The sequence below is a fragment of the Vibrio mediterranei genome (assembly GCF_013364395.1).
Classification (GTDB): Bacteria; Pseudomonadota; Gammaproteobacteria; order Enterobacterales; family Vibrionaceae; genus Vibrio; species Vibrio mediterranei.
On record NZ_JABXGK010000001.1, the window covers coordinates 2041637 to 2058811 of the forward strand.

Below are 17175 nucleotides of genomic sequence, written 5' to 3' on the forward strand. Positions count from 1 at the left end.
ATTTTCTTGATTCATAACAGAGTCACTTTCGATAACGCTTGAAGAAAGTAACTCTGTTATGAAGGCTCCCTCACGTTAAGGGAGCCTGACTGGTTATGCTGTCGCTTTCTCTAAGTGAGCTTCAATCTTACTCATCACAGCATCTGCACGCTTGACGGCATCACTCACGCCGATACGAACAATTGTTTTACCCTTGAATCGATCCTCATTCTTGATACCGATATCCTTAGTTAGAATCACGATGTCAGCTTGAGCGACCTCTTCTGCTGTCAGCTCATTTTCAATACCAATTGAGCCCTGAGTTTCAACTTTGCAATTCCAGCCTTTTGCTTTTGCTGCTGCCTCTACGGCTTCCGCCGCCATGTAGGTATGCGCTACGCCAGATGGGCACGCTGTAACTGCTACGATATTAGTCATAATTCTCACCTTTATTTTAATGTTCTGTTTTTATTGGATAATATTTAAATCAAAGACTTAGAGTTAACCGATTGATATGTCTAGGTCTAAATCATCAGATTCTTCTTTCTGCGGCTGTTCTACTTTACGACGAGCTTTAAGAAAGTTAACCAGTAGTGCGGTCACTAAAGAGCCAACACCAAGTGCAATTAGGAAACCGAATCGACCGTCTACAACTGGCAGTACAATCAAACCACCCCATGCCGCGAAACACTCAACACCAAGAATCGCTGCAGTCGCCGCACCTACTGCGGTGCCAATCATGATGGAAGGAAGCACACGAAGTGGATCGGCTGCCGCGAATGGAATAGCACCTTCAGTAATACCCATTGTTCCCATTAGAATGGACGCGCGGCCAGCTTCCTGTTCGTCAGCAGCGTATAGCTTCTTGTTCAAGAATGTCGCTAGCCCCATGCCTACAGACGGTGTTGCTACCGCAACTGCACTAATACCCGCGACGTTGTAAATGCCTTCACCGACACAAAGGATGACGAATGCATACGCAACTTTGTTAACTGGACCACCCATATCAAAGGCAATCATTAGGCCCATGATGATAGCGAGTACAACGATACTTGAGTCCTGCATACCTTTTAGGAAACCAGTAAGCGCTTCCGTTGCCGCGCCAATTGGCTCACCGATACCCCAAACGATGGCACCTGCGGTAATAAATGTACCTATAATTGGAATCACGAAGATTGGCATAATTGAACGAGCAAACGCTGGCACTTTTATCTTCTTCAGATAGAAAACAACAATGCCGCCTAATAGACCCGCGAAGATCGCACCGAAGAAACCAGTGTTGTACATGTTTGCGCCAATGAACGCTGCAATAGCAGAAGGCGCAAGCGCTGAGCGGTCAGCAATCGAATAACCGATGTAAGCAGCTAGAATGGGAACCATAAGTTGGAAGCCGGCTACACCAATAAAGAATAGATCGTGCAGCCACGTTCCTTCTTCAGGCACAGCACCTTCCCCATATAACATGACGGAAGCCGCCAGTAGGATCCCCCCCGCAACCACGAAAGGAATCATGTGAGATACACCTGTCATTAGATGTTGTCTCGTATTTTTAAGAATTGAGATTAAGTCATTCATTGACCTCTCCTTTGAGTACATAAGTATTAAAATTTTTATTAAAGGAAGTACTTCTTTTGTATTTATTGGCTCACGTTTCTGATTAAGCTTCAGAGAAACTCCATCTCTACAGCACAGGGTTATAATAGTGAGCAAATGTGCTAACCAGTTAGAGGACAAAACTGCTTTTTACTGGATATTTGTTAGATGCAGTGTGAATATTGATCTTGAGCACACTTTACTAGTACTTTTATCAAAAGATTCAACAAAATAAATTAAATAACTGTTATTAAAGGATTAATTAAACATCAAACACTGGCATGCCTTTTATAAAGCTTGATTAAAGTCACATAATAAACTGTATTTTTGAACGCTATCACAAACAGCCCACCACCTTACAAATATCCAGTTTTTAGCACTTTTATCCAATAGTCCACACGGTGCTTTTTGTTAAAGTTGTAGACATAAACGACTAATAACAAACTCGAAACTAAGGACTAAACCCCTATGAGAAGTTTTACCTTTTCTTGTGAGCTACCCAATGGTGTTCACGCAAGACCAGCTGGTCATGTAGAAACCCTTTGTAATCAATACCTATCTAACATTGAGTGGCAGAACGAACGTACTGGTCTATCTGGAAATGCAAAAAGTGTGTTGTCTTTAATAGGGACAGACACACTACTCGGTGACACATGTATGATCACCATAGACGGCGAGGATGAGGAGTCTGCTCTGGAAGCTATACAGAACTTTATTGCGAATGAGTTTCCACATTGCGATTCTCCACTAGAACAAACACACGCTAATGAAGAACAGCAACCACTACCACGTAACTTATCCAACCTCACGGAAGGAGCGATTCGTGCAACTTCCGTGAGCAGTGGGATTGGTCGTGGCGTCGTGGTTAAAGTAGGTGCAATCAACTTTGATCAACTGCCCTACCTTCCTGAAACAAGAGCACTTGAAGAAGAAAAGTCTGAACTAAAAAGCGGTCTCGCTCAGCTTTCTAAGGCCATTGAAGTGCAAGCCAACACATCAGTAGATACGGAAAGCGAAGTGCTTGCCGCGCATCTATCTATATTGAGGGATGAGTCGTTCGCACAACAACTGAATACTAATCTCGTAGAAGGAAGAAGCTGTGCCCAGGCAGTGGTCGCAACCGCAAAACACTATGCAGAGCAACTACAGAAATCTTCCAGCCAGTACCTTCGTGAGCGTGAACTCGACATTCGAGATGTTTGCTTCCAATTACTGCAAACAATCTACGGTGACGAACATTACACCAGCCAACTCGCGCTGACTGAACCATCTATCTGTATGGCTGAGGACCTCACCCCTAGTCAGTTCTTAGAGCTGGATAAGTCACTGCTAAAAGGTTTGGTTTTGACCCATGGTGGCAGCACATCTCACACAGTTATTCTTGCTCGCTCTTTTGGTATTCCAACAGTCGTTGGAATGAAAGATGGTGCATTGGAGGCTGACATCGGCCAAGAGGTTTATCTTGATGCCAATTTAGGTGCAATCGTCACCGACCTAACTGAACCTGTGGTTCGTTACTACGAACAAGAAAGCCGAATCATCAATACGGTTCGAGAGCGCCAGGCTGCGTTCAAAGATACACAGGGTATGACACAAGATGGAAAAAAACTTGAAGTTGCAGCGAACATCGCCCATTCCATAGAAGCAAAATCAGCATTTGACTCGGGAGCAGAAGCCATCGGTCTATTCCGTACCGAGATGCTATATATGGATCGCAAAAGTGCACCGAAAGAAGATGAGCTGTACAACATCTTCTGCCAAGCACTGGATGCAGCTTCAGGTCGTGCGATCATCGTTCGCACTATCGACATCGGCGGCGATAAACCAGTTGACTACCTCAATATCCCAAAAGAAAACAACCCATTCCTTGGCTACCGTGCTGTACGTATCTACGAAGAGTTTATTGACCTATTTAAAACCCAATTACGAGCTATTCTGCGTGCGTCGGCACATGGTCCGCTAAAGATAATGATTCCAATGATTTCTTCGATGGAGGAGATTTTATGGGTCAAAGACATCCTTGCTGAGATTCGCCAAGAACTTCGTAAAGAACAGGTTCCGTTCGATGAAAAAATCCCGCTTGGCATTATGATGGAAGTCCCTTCAGTGGCCTTTATCATCGATCAATGTTGTGAAGAAGTGGATTTCTTCTCCATCGGCTCTAACGACCTAACTCAATATTTGATGGCCGTTGATCGTGACAATGCAAAAGTAACGAAACACTACAACAGTCTAAATCCAGCATTCTTGAGAACGTTAGATCACGTCGTCAATGAAGTGCATCGTCATGGTAAATGGATTGGACTGTGTGGGGAGCTTGGCGCTAAAGGCTCAGTATTGCCCCTGCTCGTTGGTCTAGGACTTGATGAAATCAGCATGAGCGCACCAAGTATTGCTGCGACCAAGGAACGCATTTCCAAACTAGATAGCCGAGAATGTCGACAGTTGTTAAACAAAGCAATGCAATGCCGTACGCCATTGGAAGTAGAGCATCTACTTGCGCAGTTCCGTATGGCACAAACCGAAGCGCCACTGATTTCAGAAGATTGTATCAAGCTTGATCTCGACCTGCGTAGCAAAGAGGAAGTGATTAAGACACTCGCTGACAACCTATTCCTAACAGGACGTTGCCGTTATCCGAATAAATTGGCGGACGATCTTTGGGCTCGAGAAGATGTGTTCTCAACCGGTCTAGGCTTTGGCTTTGCTATCCCTCATACCAAGAGTGAACACATTGAGCAATCAGCGGTGAGCGTATGCCGTCTAGCGAAGCCTATTCAATGGGGCGATGAAGAGGCGCAGTTTGTCATCATGTTGACGCTGAACAAACACGCAGCCGGCGACCAACATATGAAGATCTTCTCTAAGTTGGCACGTAAAATTATGCATGCCGAATTTCGTGATGCCTTGTTTAACGCCCAATCGAGCAGTGAAATAGAGCAGAAACTCATGACGGAGCTAGAGCTATAGTCCCCAATTCCAAATGGAAGTAAGAAGGATTCAAAACCTTCTCACCTCGGACTTGGGCTGACTACTTGTTCGGTTCCAAGTTTTTGGCGAAGTAACCATCATTCGTGTCCAGTGTTACTTCGCCCTTTTTCGTTTTAGAAAGGAGCGGAATATGCCCGCCACTACGACATCAAACACTCAAACAAGACTCGACACTCTTATTGCGGAAGAAAACCTGTTGCAGTTCCCCTATTTCAATCAGCAAGTCGCTTGGGATATCGGTAATGAGCTGCGTGCCAACGCCATCGAAAAGCACGCCAAGGTTGCCATCAATATTTCGGTTGGCGAGCAGTGCCTTTTCCACTGTGCACTTGACGGAGCAACATTAGACAATCAAGAATGGGTGAGAAGAAAATCAAACGTTACCAAGCGTTTTCAGCGCAGTTCTTGGTATATGAAGCATTACCTAGAAATGAAGGGAAAGAATATAGAACAAGCTTCTTTCATTGATGAGAAAGATTACAGCCCATTTGGCGGTTCTTTTCCTATTCGAGTTAAAAACACAGGTATGATAGGAACGATTACGGTTTCAGGTTTGCCTCAACACGAAGACCACCAGCTAATCGTAGATGTGCTCTCACAGTATTTGAAAAAGGAATAGTTATCGTGACGACGCTTTCATTTAAAGGTCTGTTATTCGACCTAGACGGTACATTAGTCGACTCAATCCCAGCAGTGACACGTGCATGGTCACGCTGGGGAGAATCTAAAGGTCTCGAGCCTAGCTACGTGATGTCGAGGATTCACGGAAGGTCTGCTATCGAATCAATCGCTGAGCTGCTTAATGCATCAGTAGATACACCAGAAGTTCAAGCCGAATTTGACTATCTAGAACGCTATGAAGCCACCCACACCGAAGGCACCACTGCGCTACCTGGCGCCGTTGAGCTACTAAACAGCTTAAATGAGCTCGGTATCCCGTGGGCTATCGTTACCTCTGGCACATTGCCAGTAGCAACAGCTAGAATGAAAGCGGCAAACCTCCCTCAGCCCAAAATCCTTGTTACACCCGAGTTGCTCTCCCAAGGCAAACCACACCCCGAACCTTATTTGAGAGGGGCGAAAGAACTGAATCTGAATCCTGAAGAATGCATCTGCTTTGAAGATGCGGTCGCTGGCCTCAACTCAGGGATCGCAGCAGGTTGCCAGAGCATTGCGGTGCTCAGTCATAGCTCAAGAAGTGAATTGCCTGACGCGGATGGCTATATATTCAAGCCTTCTGATATTCAGATTGAAAAGACAGAACACGGATTTACCCTGACGTTGTAAGCCGAAAAGGAGGCATACGCCTAGCCTGTTCAGAAATTGTCTATTAGTGCTTCTATGTATAGGAAACCTATACCATTGAGCAACCTAGAGTCTGGCAACTCACCATATCGCACCGATGCCCTTTGCTCCTTTAGGGCATTAGTGTTAGCTTCAAACGGATTGAATAGCGCTTTACTTTTGACAATGTCTAACCACTCATGACCAAGACGTCGAATATCACCATAGATAACAATATCGTTGACACTCAAAGTCACAAGAAAGTTATACAAACTGATACCAAACGACCCTGCTGCTTTTTGGATAGTTTGCTTAGTCACCATGTCACCCGAGTGATAAAGTGTAGCCACATCTTCAAAGGATATCTGCGAAGGCTCACCGCTATGATTATGATTGGTCTTATGCATCTTACGAACTTCAGATGTTATCGCCTTGGTTGAGGCGATGGTTTCTAGACAACCATATCTACCACAACAACATTTTCGTCCATCTTGGTCGATAATCGAATGTCCTATTTGTCCACTGCCAAACAACTCGCCACGAAATATTTTGTCATTGACCAAGAATGATGAACCAATCCCATAATCAACATTGATAACGCAAAAATCTTTAGGATGGTCCTTGGTGAGCCACTTTTCGGCCAGTGCCAACATAACACAATCATTATCGACCTGAACCTCAGCACCAAACTCCTCTTCTAGTAAGTATTTGAAATCTATTGGCTCAGCCCACCTAGCTTGTGGCATCAAAACAGAGGTCCCAGCGCGTCGATCCACTTGGCCGTGCAACGCCATAGCAACTTTGAATCTCGAGCTACCCGTTTCTTTTATGCATTGTCGATAAATCGCAAACACGGAAGCAACTAACTCTGATGGGTGCGTTGGGTTTATCTCTAGACTGCGATAATCAACAATGGGATCCATTAATCCATTAAGTACGGTAGTTGATATACGATAAGGCGTGATGTGAAGACACAGAATAGGCGTTGTATTCTGTGTCATTTGGTACATTCCAGTAGCGTTCCCTCGTCCAGAATGTACGACGTCAATATGCTCAACTAGCTCTAAGTCAATCAGATAATTTAATATCTTTGTCAATGCAGGAATGCTCAACTCCAACTTAGTGGCCAGTTGTGATTTAGACAACTTCCTATGTTGGAATAGGAGGCGCATAACCTGCTTCGAATTGAAGCTACGAACAGATTTGTTGTTCATGCCCTTAATCATATGTGCCTCTTAGTCCTTTGGGTTAACCTTTCTCAGCAAGTCGTTGTCTATATTGGTCTGCACCCACAGCTAATAGAAGTATGCCACCACGTACTAAGTACTGATAGAAAGAGTCAACGTTTAGAAGGTTGAGCGCATTTTCCACCGTACCCATAATCAATACACCGATCGCAACACCAACAATACTCGCCTTGCCGCCATTCAATGACACACCACCTAACACACAGGCAGAAATAACACTGAGCTCAAATCCCAGTGAGGCATTCGGTTGTCCACTGGTAATACGAGAAGCCAAAATAATACCAGCGACAGCACACACCGCGCCTTGAATGGCAAAGTTTGCTATGCGTACCTTGTCGACATCTACGCCCGCCAATTTAGCAGCATCTGAGTTGCCACCCACCGCAAGAGCATTGCGTCCGTAGGCCGTATTTTTGAGCAAAAAGCCAAAGGCGATAAAACAAATAATGGTAATCACGATGGGCGTTGGCAGACCTAAAATGGTTGATTGTCCTAACATAAAGAAGTTCATGTTAACGACACCCACCGCATTACCCCCAGAGATAATGTAAGCGCCACCTCGAACAATCTCCATCATTGCTAATGTAGCGATTAGAGCATTCACCCGTACCTTAGTGACAAAGATTCCGTTCATTAAGCCGATAAATAGGCCGGCACATAGTGCTCCTAAAATACCCAGCATAAAACTGCCTGTCGCATTGACGACTAATGCAGTCAATACGCCATAGAAGGCAACTTGAGATCCCACAGACAAATCAAAGTCCTTGGATGCCAAGCAAAACATCATAGTACACGCGACCATCCCTATTTGAGAAATTGAAAGGCCTAGACCTACCATATTTCGTGCAGAGAAAAAGTACGGTACGAAAAGCGACAGCGAGATGAACAACACAATATAAACAACGATAATGTTGAAGTTCTCACTTCCTCTTATCCGTTTCCAAATTGAGTTGTCATTTTTAGGTGCTACGCTCAATGGTTTGTTAAGAGCGGTCATACAGTGATCTCCTTCTCAGGGAATGCTTTAGATAGTATTTTTTCTTCGCTATATTGATGGCGTAAGAATTCAGCTGAAATTTCATTTTCTCGCATCACATAAAGTCTATCGGTGATACCCATTACCTCAGGCAGTTCACTGGAGATAACAATAATTGTGACACCTTGTTCAGCAAGCTCGTAAAGGACGTTATAGATTTGATTTTTGGCTGACACGTCTATACCACGAGTTGGCTCGTCAACGATCAGCACGTTCATACTCGACTCACTTAACCACCTGGCTAAGATCACCTTTTGTTGATTCCCTCCCGATAAGAACTGGATTTCTTTTGCTAAGTTAGGGGTTTTAATGTCCAACCGATTAACGAAATGCTCCGCCGATTTTGTCTCTTTGATAAGGTCTAAGATTCCGCCTAACTTCCAGTAATTTCGACGGCTACTGATAGTGATGTTTTCAAGTACTGATCGGAAAGTGATATTGCCTTCTTTCTTTCGGTCTTCGGAACAGTAAATGATGCCGTTCTGAATGGCTGTTTTTGGCGTTAATGCTTGTAAATCGATCCCGTCAAGTTGCATTGAAATAGATTTGGTTGGCAACGCACCTATGAGGGATTTCATTAGCTCCGTTCGACCTGAACCGACCAATCCAAAGAAGCCTAACACCTCTCCGGTACGAGCTCTAAATTGGACTGGTTTGGCAAACTGGTTACTTTCAATAGCCCCCAACACCAAACAGTCATCACCTAAAGAACGCTCACGAAAGCTGTACATATCGCCGAGGTTTCGCCCTATCATTTTTTCAATGAGAGTTGGCCTGTCAGTGTCGCGAATATCATCATAAGTAATCACATGACAGCCATCTTTCATGACGGTTGCAGAGCTGCAAACCTCGAATATTTCTGCCATGCGATGAGAAATATAAATGAGAATCTTGCCCTCTGATTGCAACTGTCTAATTACGCGAAACAAAGTCTCGGTTTCCGCAGCAGACAAACTACTGGTCGGCTCATCCAGCGCAATAATATTGGCATTTAGGATCAGCGCTTTGGCAATTTCTACCATTTGCTGCTGACCCATAGAAAGCGTATTAACCTTGTCGCTCGGTGCGAACGTCAACCCTAGTTTGTCCAACTGAAGCTGAGCTTGTTGATTCATAGTTGGCCAATCAATGACACCACCTTTGGTCGGAAACCTTCCTAAAAAGATGTTCTCCGCCACGGTCTGTTCTGGAACGAGTTGAAGCTCTTGGTGGATAATGGCGATACCGCCATTGATCGCTTCTATAGGGGATTGGAAGTTGACCGAAGCCCCATTAATATGCACTTCCCCCTCACTCGCTTTGTGGATTCCACCTAGCACCTTCATTAAAGTGCTTTTTCCGGCACCATTCGCGCCGATTAATCCATGAACTTCACCATGACCAATACGAAAGCTCACCTTGCTTAACGCCTTTACTCCTGGGAAATTCTTTGATACGCCGCGAAATTCGAGTTCGTTTTTCATGACTAATTCCTTGTTTAATCGGGGCTTTCGCCCCGATTAATAACTATTACATACCTAAGTCTGCTCGTACTTGCTCGTAGTTCGCACGCGTCGCCAAATGACCAGAGGTGTAAATCAATTTCTCAGGTTCAATACCATTTGCTACCCAGTTGTACATGTTGATAGAAGTCTGATAGCCGTGAGCTTTTGCACTCAGAATTACCGTACCGTAGAAACCAGTTTGAATAGGTTTGCGGAACTCATTGATCGCTTCTTCTGTACCATTAATACCAATACCGATAATATTGTCAGCCGAAATACCATTGCCTTCGAGAGCACGTACACCACCAATGACGACTTGGTCATTCATGCCGTATACAATCCACTTCTTATAATTGCCCTTCTGGGTGATTAAGCTGTTTGCAGCATTGAAAGCTTGTTCTGTGTTATCCAAACGGTGAGGCGTATCGAAAATGTTCTGTTTAGGATAATTATTCTCCATCAGTACATCCGTTGCACCTTGTGAGCGTTCAAATGCCGTAGGAAGCTGTTTGTAGGTCAGTGCCATTACTGCCACTTCTTCCGTGTTCCAACCTCGAGCTTTAATTTCATCCAGTAATGCTTGTCCAACTTCACGTCCAATGTTATAGGCTGAAATCCCCATATGAACTACGTCTTCAATAGGTTCGCCATTGCCATCGACTAAACGGTCGTCTACGGACATGAGCTTTAAGCCATTGCGTTTCGCGGACGCTACAACAGCAGGACCAAGCTTAACGTTAGGAACACAAACAATGACACCATCAGCATTTTGCGTGCCTAGATTGTCTAGAGCTGACATCAGCTTTTGACCATCCTGAGCACCAATTTTGATTAGGTCGAACCCCTTCTCTTTTGCTGCTACTTCTGCAAAGCGCCATTCATCTTGGAACCAACCTGCCTCAGGCTGTTTTACGATGAAACCGATTTTCTTTTTTTCTTCCGCAATAGCGCCAGTAGCCATAGCCACTAACGAAGTTGCTAGTGCGATTTTGGTAAGATTCTTAGTCCATGTTTTCATAGTTCTTCCAACTCTTTGTAGGTGTATCACGTCGTTTGATTAAAACTTAGCTATCTATTGTTTTGCTGAAAGCGCAATCGATAGTAAGTCAATTGGTTGTTGATGTTGCTATCATTAGTCACGATATTTACTAATCTCTGTTTAGTAATCGCGAGTAAAATTCAAAAAAAAGCAGCTCATCACAAACTGAGGTGAGCTGCATACGAAACATTAAGCTAACTCTGTTAAGCTAACTGATGACAAATAAGACAATAAGTGAGCTTTTGCGTGGCTCGGGTCACTATCCAACAACGCATGTTGCGCGGAGTTTACCTCGTCAGATGTTTGACTCTGGATCTGCGCTAAACCCAGCTTGGCTAACAAGTCGACAAACAGGCAATGAGTGCGATGGTTAGTTTGGATATCTTTATCAAAGACGTTAAGTTGAGGTAAAGAGACTGCAAAGAAGTCGTGTTCAACCTGCTGACTCTCATTTGAGGTCACCCACGCTGCCATATCTTTGAATTTATTGACTGCTCGCTCTTGTTCACCAAGCTGATACATAGCCAAGGTTTGAAACAGCAGGTAATCTGCAGGCATGTCATTGTAATAGCGGCTTTCTGTTACTTCCGAGTCTCCCGTTAGTGCTCGCTGGTACATTTGTTTTGCAGCACTTTCCTCCCCTAACTTCTGCTCGATCAGCCCTAATAGGTAATAGATGTCGTTATCCATTTGACCAACTAGTCGCCCCTCATTTAGGTTTGCAGGAAACTCAAGTGCTTCAATTAGCGCTTGTTTCGCTAATACGTACTCTTTGTCTTTAATCAGAGACAGCGACTTACGTATCAAAGCATTCACATACTGCCCAGTGACTCGGCCTTCACCGCCTTCCCAAGGTGCGAAAGTCCGCTCCTTGAGGATTGCTAACGCTCTATCATGTTCATGACAAATATTGAGTAGAGTAATGAACTCGGTCACTAAGTCATCGCGTTGCATGATGATGCCTTGATGAGGTTTAAGTAACATCAAGCGTGTTTTAGGGTCGACCAAAGCGATTTTTCTAAGGTCATCCAGCTCATAAAGTACTCGAGCATCGTTGTTATCCAACTGCCACGCAGCGTCCATGTACTTAAGCGCGGTCTCGATGTCTTTTTTCTTATTGGCATAGTAAATTGCAAGGTTTCGATGCGCCTCTTTGAACTCAGGGCGCGCTTCGATTACCTGCTCCCACAATGCCACTGCTTTGTCGTAGGACTTTTTGGCATAGTGGAAACAACCCAAGAGATAATCGGCAAACGGGTAACCCGATAATTGCATTAGCGCATTCACTTCAACTTGCGCATTGGGAAAAAGGACATGGCTCGCAAACTCTTGTTCTGCTTGATTTAGCAATACGTTGGCAGAGTCTGGAAGCAGGGACGCACGGATAATATTAGAGGCAGCACCTTTGGCATTAATCAGCTCAAGTGCCAGCAACGCTTCTTCGTTAAGGTTAAGCGAGGTATATAAACTCGCAACATGGATGGCGTTCGCTTGTCTAGATTGACACAGCTCGATAAATACTTGCTTCTCAGTCTCTTGCAGTGTCAATAAGTAGTGATGCATCGCTAGTGCGTAACCAAGCGGGAAGCGTTCAAGGGACTGCTTCGCAAAGTCGAGTGCTTGCTTAGATTGAAGTTTCTCTAAAACCACCAACTTCACAAATGCAGCCTCGTAACTCATGCTATTGAGCTCAAGAACTCGCTCTACTTCTTCAAGTGCATCAAGATAGCGGCCTTGCTTAAATGAGATCCGACTTGCAGCTAAGAAACCTGCATCGTTGCAATTACCACTCCAAGTAGACTTGTAGAAATCTGCGTAAGCATCTTGTAGCAACCCCAACTTCTCGTTAGCGTGCCCTCGCATCAAGCTTGCTCGTCCACATAGTGGGTTTTTGTTGTATTGATGAGCACGGTGCAGCGCATTGTTCGCATAATGTAAACTACGTTCGTAATCACACCGCTCAAACTCGCGATTGGCCATAGCGACGTTACAACGATAGTCAAACTCGTCTCGTCTTAACGCTTCTAAATAGTAATCAACAGCATGGCGCGTCGCATGATGGTATTGTTCGAGGTGTTGGCCGATAAAGTAAAGTTCATCAATGGATTCGACGGCTGTCGGCATTTTCGGTGCAGTCGCAGGATCCGGTGTTGGCTCTTCACTTTCTTGCTGCTCTGTATAGGTCAGCGTCTTACGTCCTTGCTGTGTCAGCACTTCGAGCGTCAGCTGCTCACTACCACCGAACACGAAGTCATCAAACTGACATTGGCATGGCAGCAATGATACTACGCCACTATAGACCGTCGTAGTGTCTACTTTTACAGTAACGACGGCATTCTCAATAGCAGAGATAGCGTACACCCCAATACGCACTTGTTCGTTCTGTCTGATTAGATTCACAGCCACATCAGTGTTCGCTTGGTGGACAAGACCTAACTCGCTGTATGGCAAAAAGTTTTGAACAAAGATTTTTTCTTCGTTGGGGTCGATCCAAGTGAAGTCAGGTTGGTTATCCGTGAAGACACCTGTCATCAATTCAATATATGGGCCATTGCTATCGGTTAACTGCCTATCCCAGGCTTGACCAAATTCGCAATTACCCCATGACCATTGTTTTTTACCTGTGGAGATATGATGGTTTGCAACATGTAGTAGACCGCCTCTTTCGTCGTGACTGTAGGCTCCAACAAAATCGTAATCCGATTTTGCAGCCATATATGACGTAGGTACAGGTAAGTTCTTGTAGCGAGAAATATCGACGCCCGCTGAATAGTCAACTTTATAATACGTTCCTTTGGCGATTGGGAACGCACTCACGTCGCGCTTACCGTGGTCATAAACTGCCGTGACATCAGGTGGGAAAATGCTCTGGTGATCATCGCCACCTTTTACTGCCGGATTCGCCCACCATAAGAACTGTTGAGGCGTTGGGTTTGAATTGTAAACGCGACCAGTGATCTCAATGAGAGCCTTGTTGGGATAGAGCTTAAAGCCTGTACTAACTTGCAAGCCATACATATGCTCAACTTCACCCAACCATACCTCTGCACTGCCATCTGCTAGTTCTCTGATATTGACGTCAACAGGCATATACGTGGTCGGTCTATGATGCTGAGGCCAATTAAACTCTATCCCCCCAGAGATCCATGGCCCAACTAAACCTACCAATGCTGGTTTGATGACATCATTGCAATAAACAAAGTCGCGCTGATGGACTTTGTCATAGGCTTTGTGGATTCGTCCTCCAAGTTCTGGCAAAAGCATCACATAAATAAAGTCGTTCTCAAGGAATACTGCTTTGTATTCCTGGTTAACACATTCGTTAGTGATTGAGTCGATGACGCCATACGGATAAACAGACCCTGAAGAACCTTGATAAACACGTTTTTCCAGAAAAATAGGATTGGTATCAACCTTTCCGACTTGATAAGTGGGTAGAGTGACTGTCTCTGTCCACACTTTTACATTCTTTGCCATGATGACCTTCTGAAATTGATGGTGATGATTGGCAATAATGGTAATCACTTTCTAACGCTGTTAACTGCGGGTTTATCACGCTGTTTAGTAAACAAAGTTACGTGAAAACAAGTGGTCAATTGACTAAGCAGATTTTCAATTAACGCCCTCCCGCCTTTTCAGTAAACGTGGTTTAGTTCTTTTATTGAAGTTATCCAAGTTTAATTTGGGTCCGGTTTAGTAGTATCGCTACATAGCAACCAGGACACATCCATGAACACTCTTTACACCTTAGAAAACGACTACTTAAAGCTTCAGGTTTCCAGCAACGGCGCCGCCGTTCATCAACTGTTCTACAAGCCAAAGAACTTTCATCTATTGCGTCAAGGTAACCTTAAATCTGCAGAAGAATCAGGGCTGTTTCCTATGGCTCCAATGGCAAATCGAGTAAAAGGAAACCGCTTTTTGTTTGAACAAAGAGACTTTTACCTTCCTCATCATCGGTTTGATGATTACTACTTTCTTCATGGCGACGCATGGATAAGTGAATGGCAAGCCGAGCAATGGCGACCACATACAAACTCAATAACCTTAACCATGGAGTCCAATGTTTATGGGTGTTGTTCCTATCGTGCTTCCCTTTGCTATGCACTTAAAGATACAAGCTTGTTAATCACCTTATCGATGACCAACTTAACCAATACACCGTTTCCTTTTGGCGGCGGGTTCCATCCTTTTTTCAATACTCTTGATGGGACCAAAGTTCAATTCAATGCGGATGGGATTTGGTTAGAGGGTGATGATTATCTGCCAACGAAGTATGTCTCGGAAATCCCCGAGAGTTTTGACTTTTCGGTTTCCAAAGCAATACCCGATATTTGGATAAACAATGGTTACCTCAGGTCCGAACACTGTGATGTTTCTATCGAACACCCCAATGGAATAACCCTTGCCATAGTAAGCCCTATGAAGTACCTACAGGTCTACCAACCCAATAACAGGAGTGGCTTCATCTGTATAGAGCCGCAATCTCACTGGGTCGGTGCTCACCATCATAGACAGAGTGATTCATTGGTTCGTTTAGAAGGGGGAGAATCAATGGAGCTACAGATGAAAATTAGCGTGATTTAAAGGTGACGTTTGCCTAGAAGCCGATGTAACGTAAAAGCCGTACCTTTGAAGGCACGGCTTTTTTAATCGGTATCATCTACGATATTTAGGCTCGCTATCACATCCTAGATTGAAGGTGGATGAGTAGCATTAAATGGCGAAACAAAAACCTAGCATGTAATCTTCACCACTCTTCGCTGTATATTCCTTGTCTTCATTACTCGCCGTTGGGCGACATTTATCATCGCCTTTTACCAAGCTTACCCAGTGACGAAGACCCGTGGTTTGATGGCCTTCAGACTGACCAAACGTAGTACACGTTTCTAATTGAATATCAGCAATTTGAACCAGCTGTAGAAACCCGTTGCCTTGACGGCGAGCGAACGTAACTTCTACGTGAGTGCCACTTTCGTCGCGGAACAGAATCGAATCCGGAGAACACTTGTCGCCAGTATAAGCAACAAACTGTTTGGCATGGCGCAGGCCGCTATGTTGACCATTTTTGAAGTACGCTTGAACGTGGCGATAGTCAATTTCATAACTTACTACATCCTCGTGAGAACCATTCTCTAGCGGGAACAAGGTATCAAGAAGTTGCTTAGTCATTTGTTGTTTTTGAGTTGGCTTATCAGCGTTGACCATTTCCACGGCAAACACGGCTTCAGCGATAAAATTTTGTGGGTTATGTAGTTCTGTTTTATCGAATGTCTGCATATTCATAGTCTATTCCTTCAGAGGCAATTAATAACAGCTTAAGCAAATACCCTTAACACCTTGTTGGTTTGTCTCGTTATTGCTTGATTATTAGAATAGCGCTTTTTTGACAACAATTTCACAACGAAATTTTCACACTGTCAATTTTACAAAATCACTCTTTGTAAAAATCGATAAAGCACTCTTGGAAATCATATTTATTCTCAATTTTTCAATACGTTAATAAAATCAGACATGCAAAAAACACAAAACCCGCTAAAAGCGAGTTTTGTAAAATTCACTGTGTGAACGAGTAAAAAAGGGGATTTTTACAAACCTCTTTGCCACTCTTGGCGGAGCGAAATTTGCTCTGGATGATGAATTGCCAGCTCAACTTGTTGCAATAATGCCTCTTTATCTTTACCCAGTACTCCTTTGAGCACTAGATAGTTGGAAGCATGATCTGAGCGGAATATTGTCTTGTCTAACTGTAAGTGTTCAAGCAATAATTTTATTTCTTTGAATAACTCGGGTTGAGTCAATTGGCGAAAGTCACCGTTATATTCAGCCGCGACGCGCTCTTCACCAAATGGAAAAGACACTACTAAGGTTGAGAGATAGTCTGGCTGAGCGGCATTCATTAGCTTGGCCGAATTCAGTGCATGCTGCTCACTCAAAATAGGGCCGCCTAGACCATTTAGGATCATGACAGAACTTTTCATGCCTGCCGCTTTTATCTTGTTTAGCGCGGCCAACGATGATTCAAATGTCTCACCTTTTTTCACTTTAGCTAGTACTTCGTCATCTCCGCTTTCACAACCGATATACATCAAACTCAACCCAAGCTCTCTAAGCTCTGCGAGTTGCTCCGATGTCTTGTTGGTTAAATTTCGTGGTAAACAGTAGCTTGAGATACGTTGAATGTTGGGAAGGTAGCGATGAATTAACTCACAGATCGCTTTAAGGCGATGAAATGGTAATGTCATCGCATCACCATCCGCAAGGAAAACTCGGTGAACTCGTGCACCAGACGCGGCCACTTGCTGCAATTCTTGCTCTAGTTCTTCTAGTTTCTTAGGACGAAACTTCTTCTGAGACTGAGTATACATATCGCAGAAAGTGCATTGATTATGGCTACAACCATTGGTTACTTGTAATATCAGCGACTTCCACTCTGACGGTGGTCTAAAAACCGGTTCAATGTAATTGAGCATCCGATATCCTGTTAAGTAAGTGCGTTAGCGAAATCGTAACGCACTTTGA

13 protein-coding genes are annotated in these 17175 nt (G+C 44.1%); 4 read left to right on the forward strand and 9 right to left on the reverse strand.

Annotation, left to right across the window (positions count from 1 at the left end):
- Positions 1-93: 93 nt before the first annotated feature.
- Positions 94-417 (reverse strand): PTS fructose-like transporter subunit IIB, encoded by a 324-nt coding sequence (locus tag HOP38_RS09550; protein ID WP_006071781.1) that lies wholly within the window; start codon positions 415-417, stop codon positions 94-96.
- Between the two features lie 63 nt (positions 418-480).
- Entirely contained in the window at positions 481-1554 is a 1074-nt protein-coding gene (locus HOP38_RS09555; RefSeq protein WP_038231172.1) for a PTS fructose transporter subunit EIIC, read from the reverse strand.
- A gap of 486 nt (positions 1555-2040) precedes the next feature.
- Here HOP38_RS09555 and ptsP point away from each other — a divergent pair, with 486 nt between their 5' ends.
- From ptsP to HOP38_RS09570, 3 genes are all read left to right on the forward strand, one after another.
- Positions 2041-4542 carry a phosphoenolpyruvate--protein phosphotransferase gene (gene ptsP / locus HOP38_RS09560; protein WP_198557942.1) on the forward strand — a complete coding sequence of 834 codons (2502 nt, stop codon included), beginning with the start codon at positions 2041-2043 and terminating at the stop codon, positions 4540-4542.
- A gap of 151 nt (positions 4543-4693) precedes the next feature.
- Complete coding sequence (locus HOP38_RS09565; protein ID WP_198557943.1) at positions 4694-5182, forward strand: heme-degrading domain-containing protein; 489 nt, start codon at positions 4694-4696, stop codon at positions 5180-5182.
- Positions 5183-5187: 5 nt separating this feature from the next.
- The gene (locus tag HOP38_RS09570) at positions 5188-5850 is read left to right on the forward strand and encodes an HAD-IA family hydrolase (protein ID WP_198557944.1); all 663 of its coding nucleotides are present in this window, start codon (positions 5188-5190) and stop codon (positions 5848-5850) included.
- Positions 5851-5879: 29 nt separating this feature from the next.
- Here the strand turns inward: HOP38_RS09570 and HOP38_RS09575 are convergent, their stop codons facing one another.
- The 5 genes from HOP38_RS09575 to HOP38_RS09595 form a co-directional block, all read right to left on the reverse strand.
- Positions 5880-7073, reverse strand: a complete 1194-nt coding sequence (locus HOP38_RS09575; RefSeq protein WP_198557945.1) for an ROK family transcriptional regulator — start codon at positions 7071-7073, stop codon at positions 5880-5882.
- Between the two features lie 22 nt (positions 7074-7095).
- Positions 7096-8091 carry an L-arabinose ABC transporter permease AraH gene (araH, locus tag HOP38_RS09580; protein ID WP_031495369.1) on the reverse strand — a complete coding sequence of 332 codons (996 nt, stop codon included), beginning with the start codon at positions 8089-8091 and terminating at the stop codon, positions 7096-7098.
- The gene (locus tag HOP38_RS09585) at positions 8088-9593 is read right to left on the reverse strand and encodes an ATP-binding cassette domain-containing protein (protein WP_031495367.1); all 1506 of its coding nucleotides are present in this window, start codon (positions 9591-9593) and stop codon (positions 8088-8090) included. Before HOP38_RS09585 ends, araH begins: the two co-directional genes overlap by 4 nt.
- Positions 9594-9639: 46 nt before the next feature.
- Entirely contained in the window at positions 9640-10632 is a 993-nt protein-coding gene (locus tag HOP38_RS09590; protein WP_088877537.1) for an arabinose ABC transporter substrate-binding protein, read from the reverse strand.
- Positions 10633-10842: 210 nt separating this feature from the next.
- Positions 10843-14130: a DUF5107 domain-containing protein gene (locus HOP38_RS09595; protein WP_198557946.1), complete on the reverse strand. Its 3288-nt coding sequence runs from the start codon at positions 14128-14130 to the stop codon at positions 10843-10845.
- Between the two features lie 252 nt (positions 14131-14382).
- On the opposite strand from HOP38_RS09595, the gene HOP38_RS09600 reads away from it, so the two are divergent.
- Positions 14383-15240: an aldose 1-epimerase gene (locus tag HOP38_RS09600; protein ID WP_198557947.1), complete on the forward strand. Its 858-nt coding sequence runs from the start codon at positions 14383-14385 to the stop codon at positions 15238-15240.
- A gap of 129 nt (positions 15241-15369) precedes the next feature.
- Here the strand turns inward: HOP38_RS09600 and HOP38_RS09605 are convergent, their stop codons facing one another.
- Positions 15370-15939 carry an aldolase/citrate lyase/malate synthase family protein gene (locus HOP38_RS09605; RefSeq protein WP_124939851.1) on the reverse strand — a complete coding sequence of 190 codons (570 nt, stop codon included), beginning with the start codon at positions 15937-15939 and terminating at the stop codon, positions 15370-15372.
- Positions 15940-16241: 302 nt separating this feature from the next.
- Positions 16242-17126 (reverse strand): radical SAM protein, encoded by an 885-nt coding sequence (locus HOP38_RS09610; RefSeq protein WP_063606160.1) that lies wholly within the window; start codon positions 17124-17126, stop codon positions 16242-16244.
- Between the last annotated feature and the right edge of the window lie 49 nt (positions 17127-17175).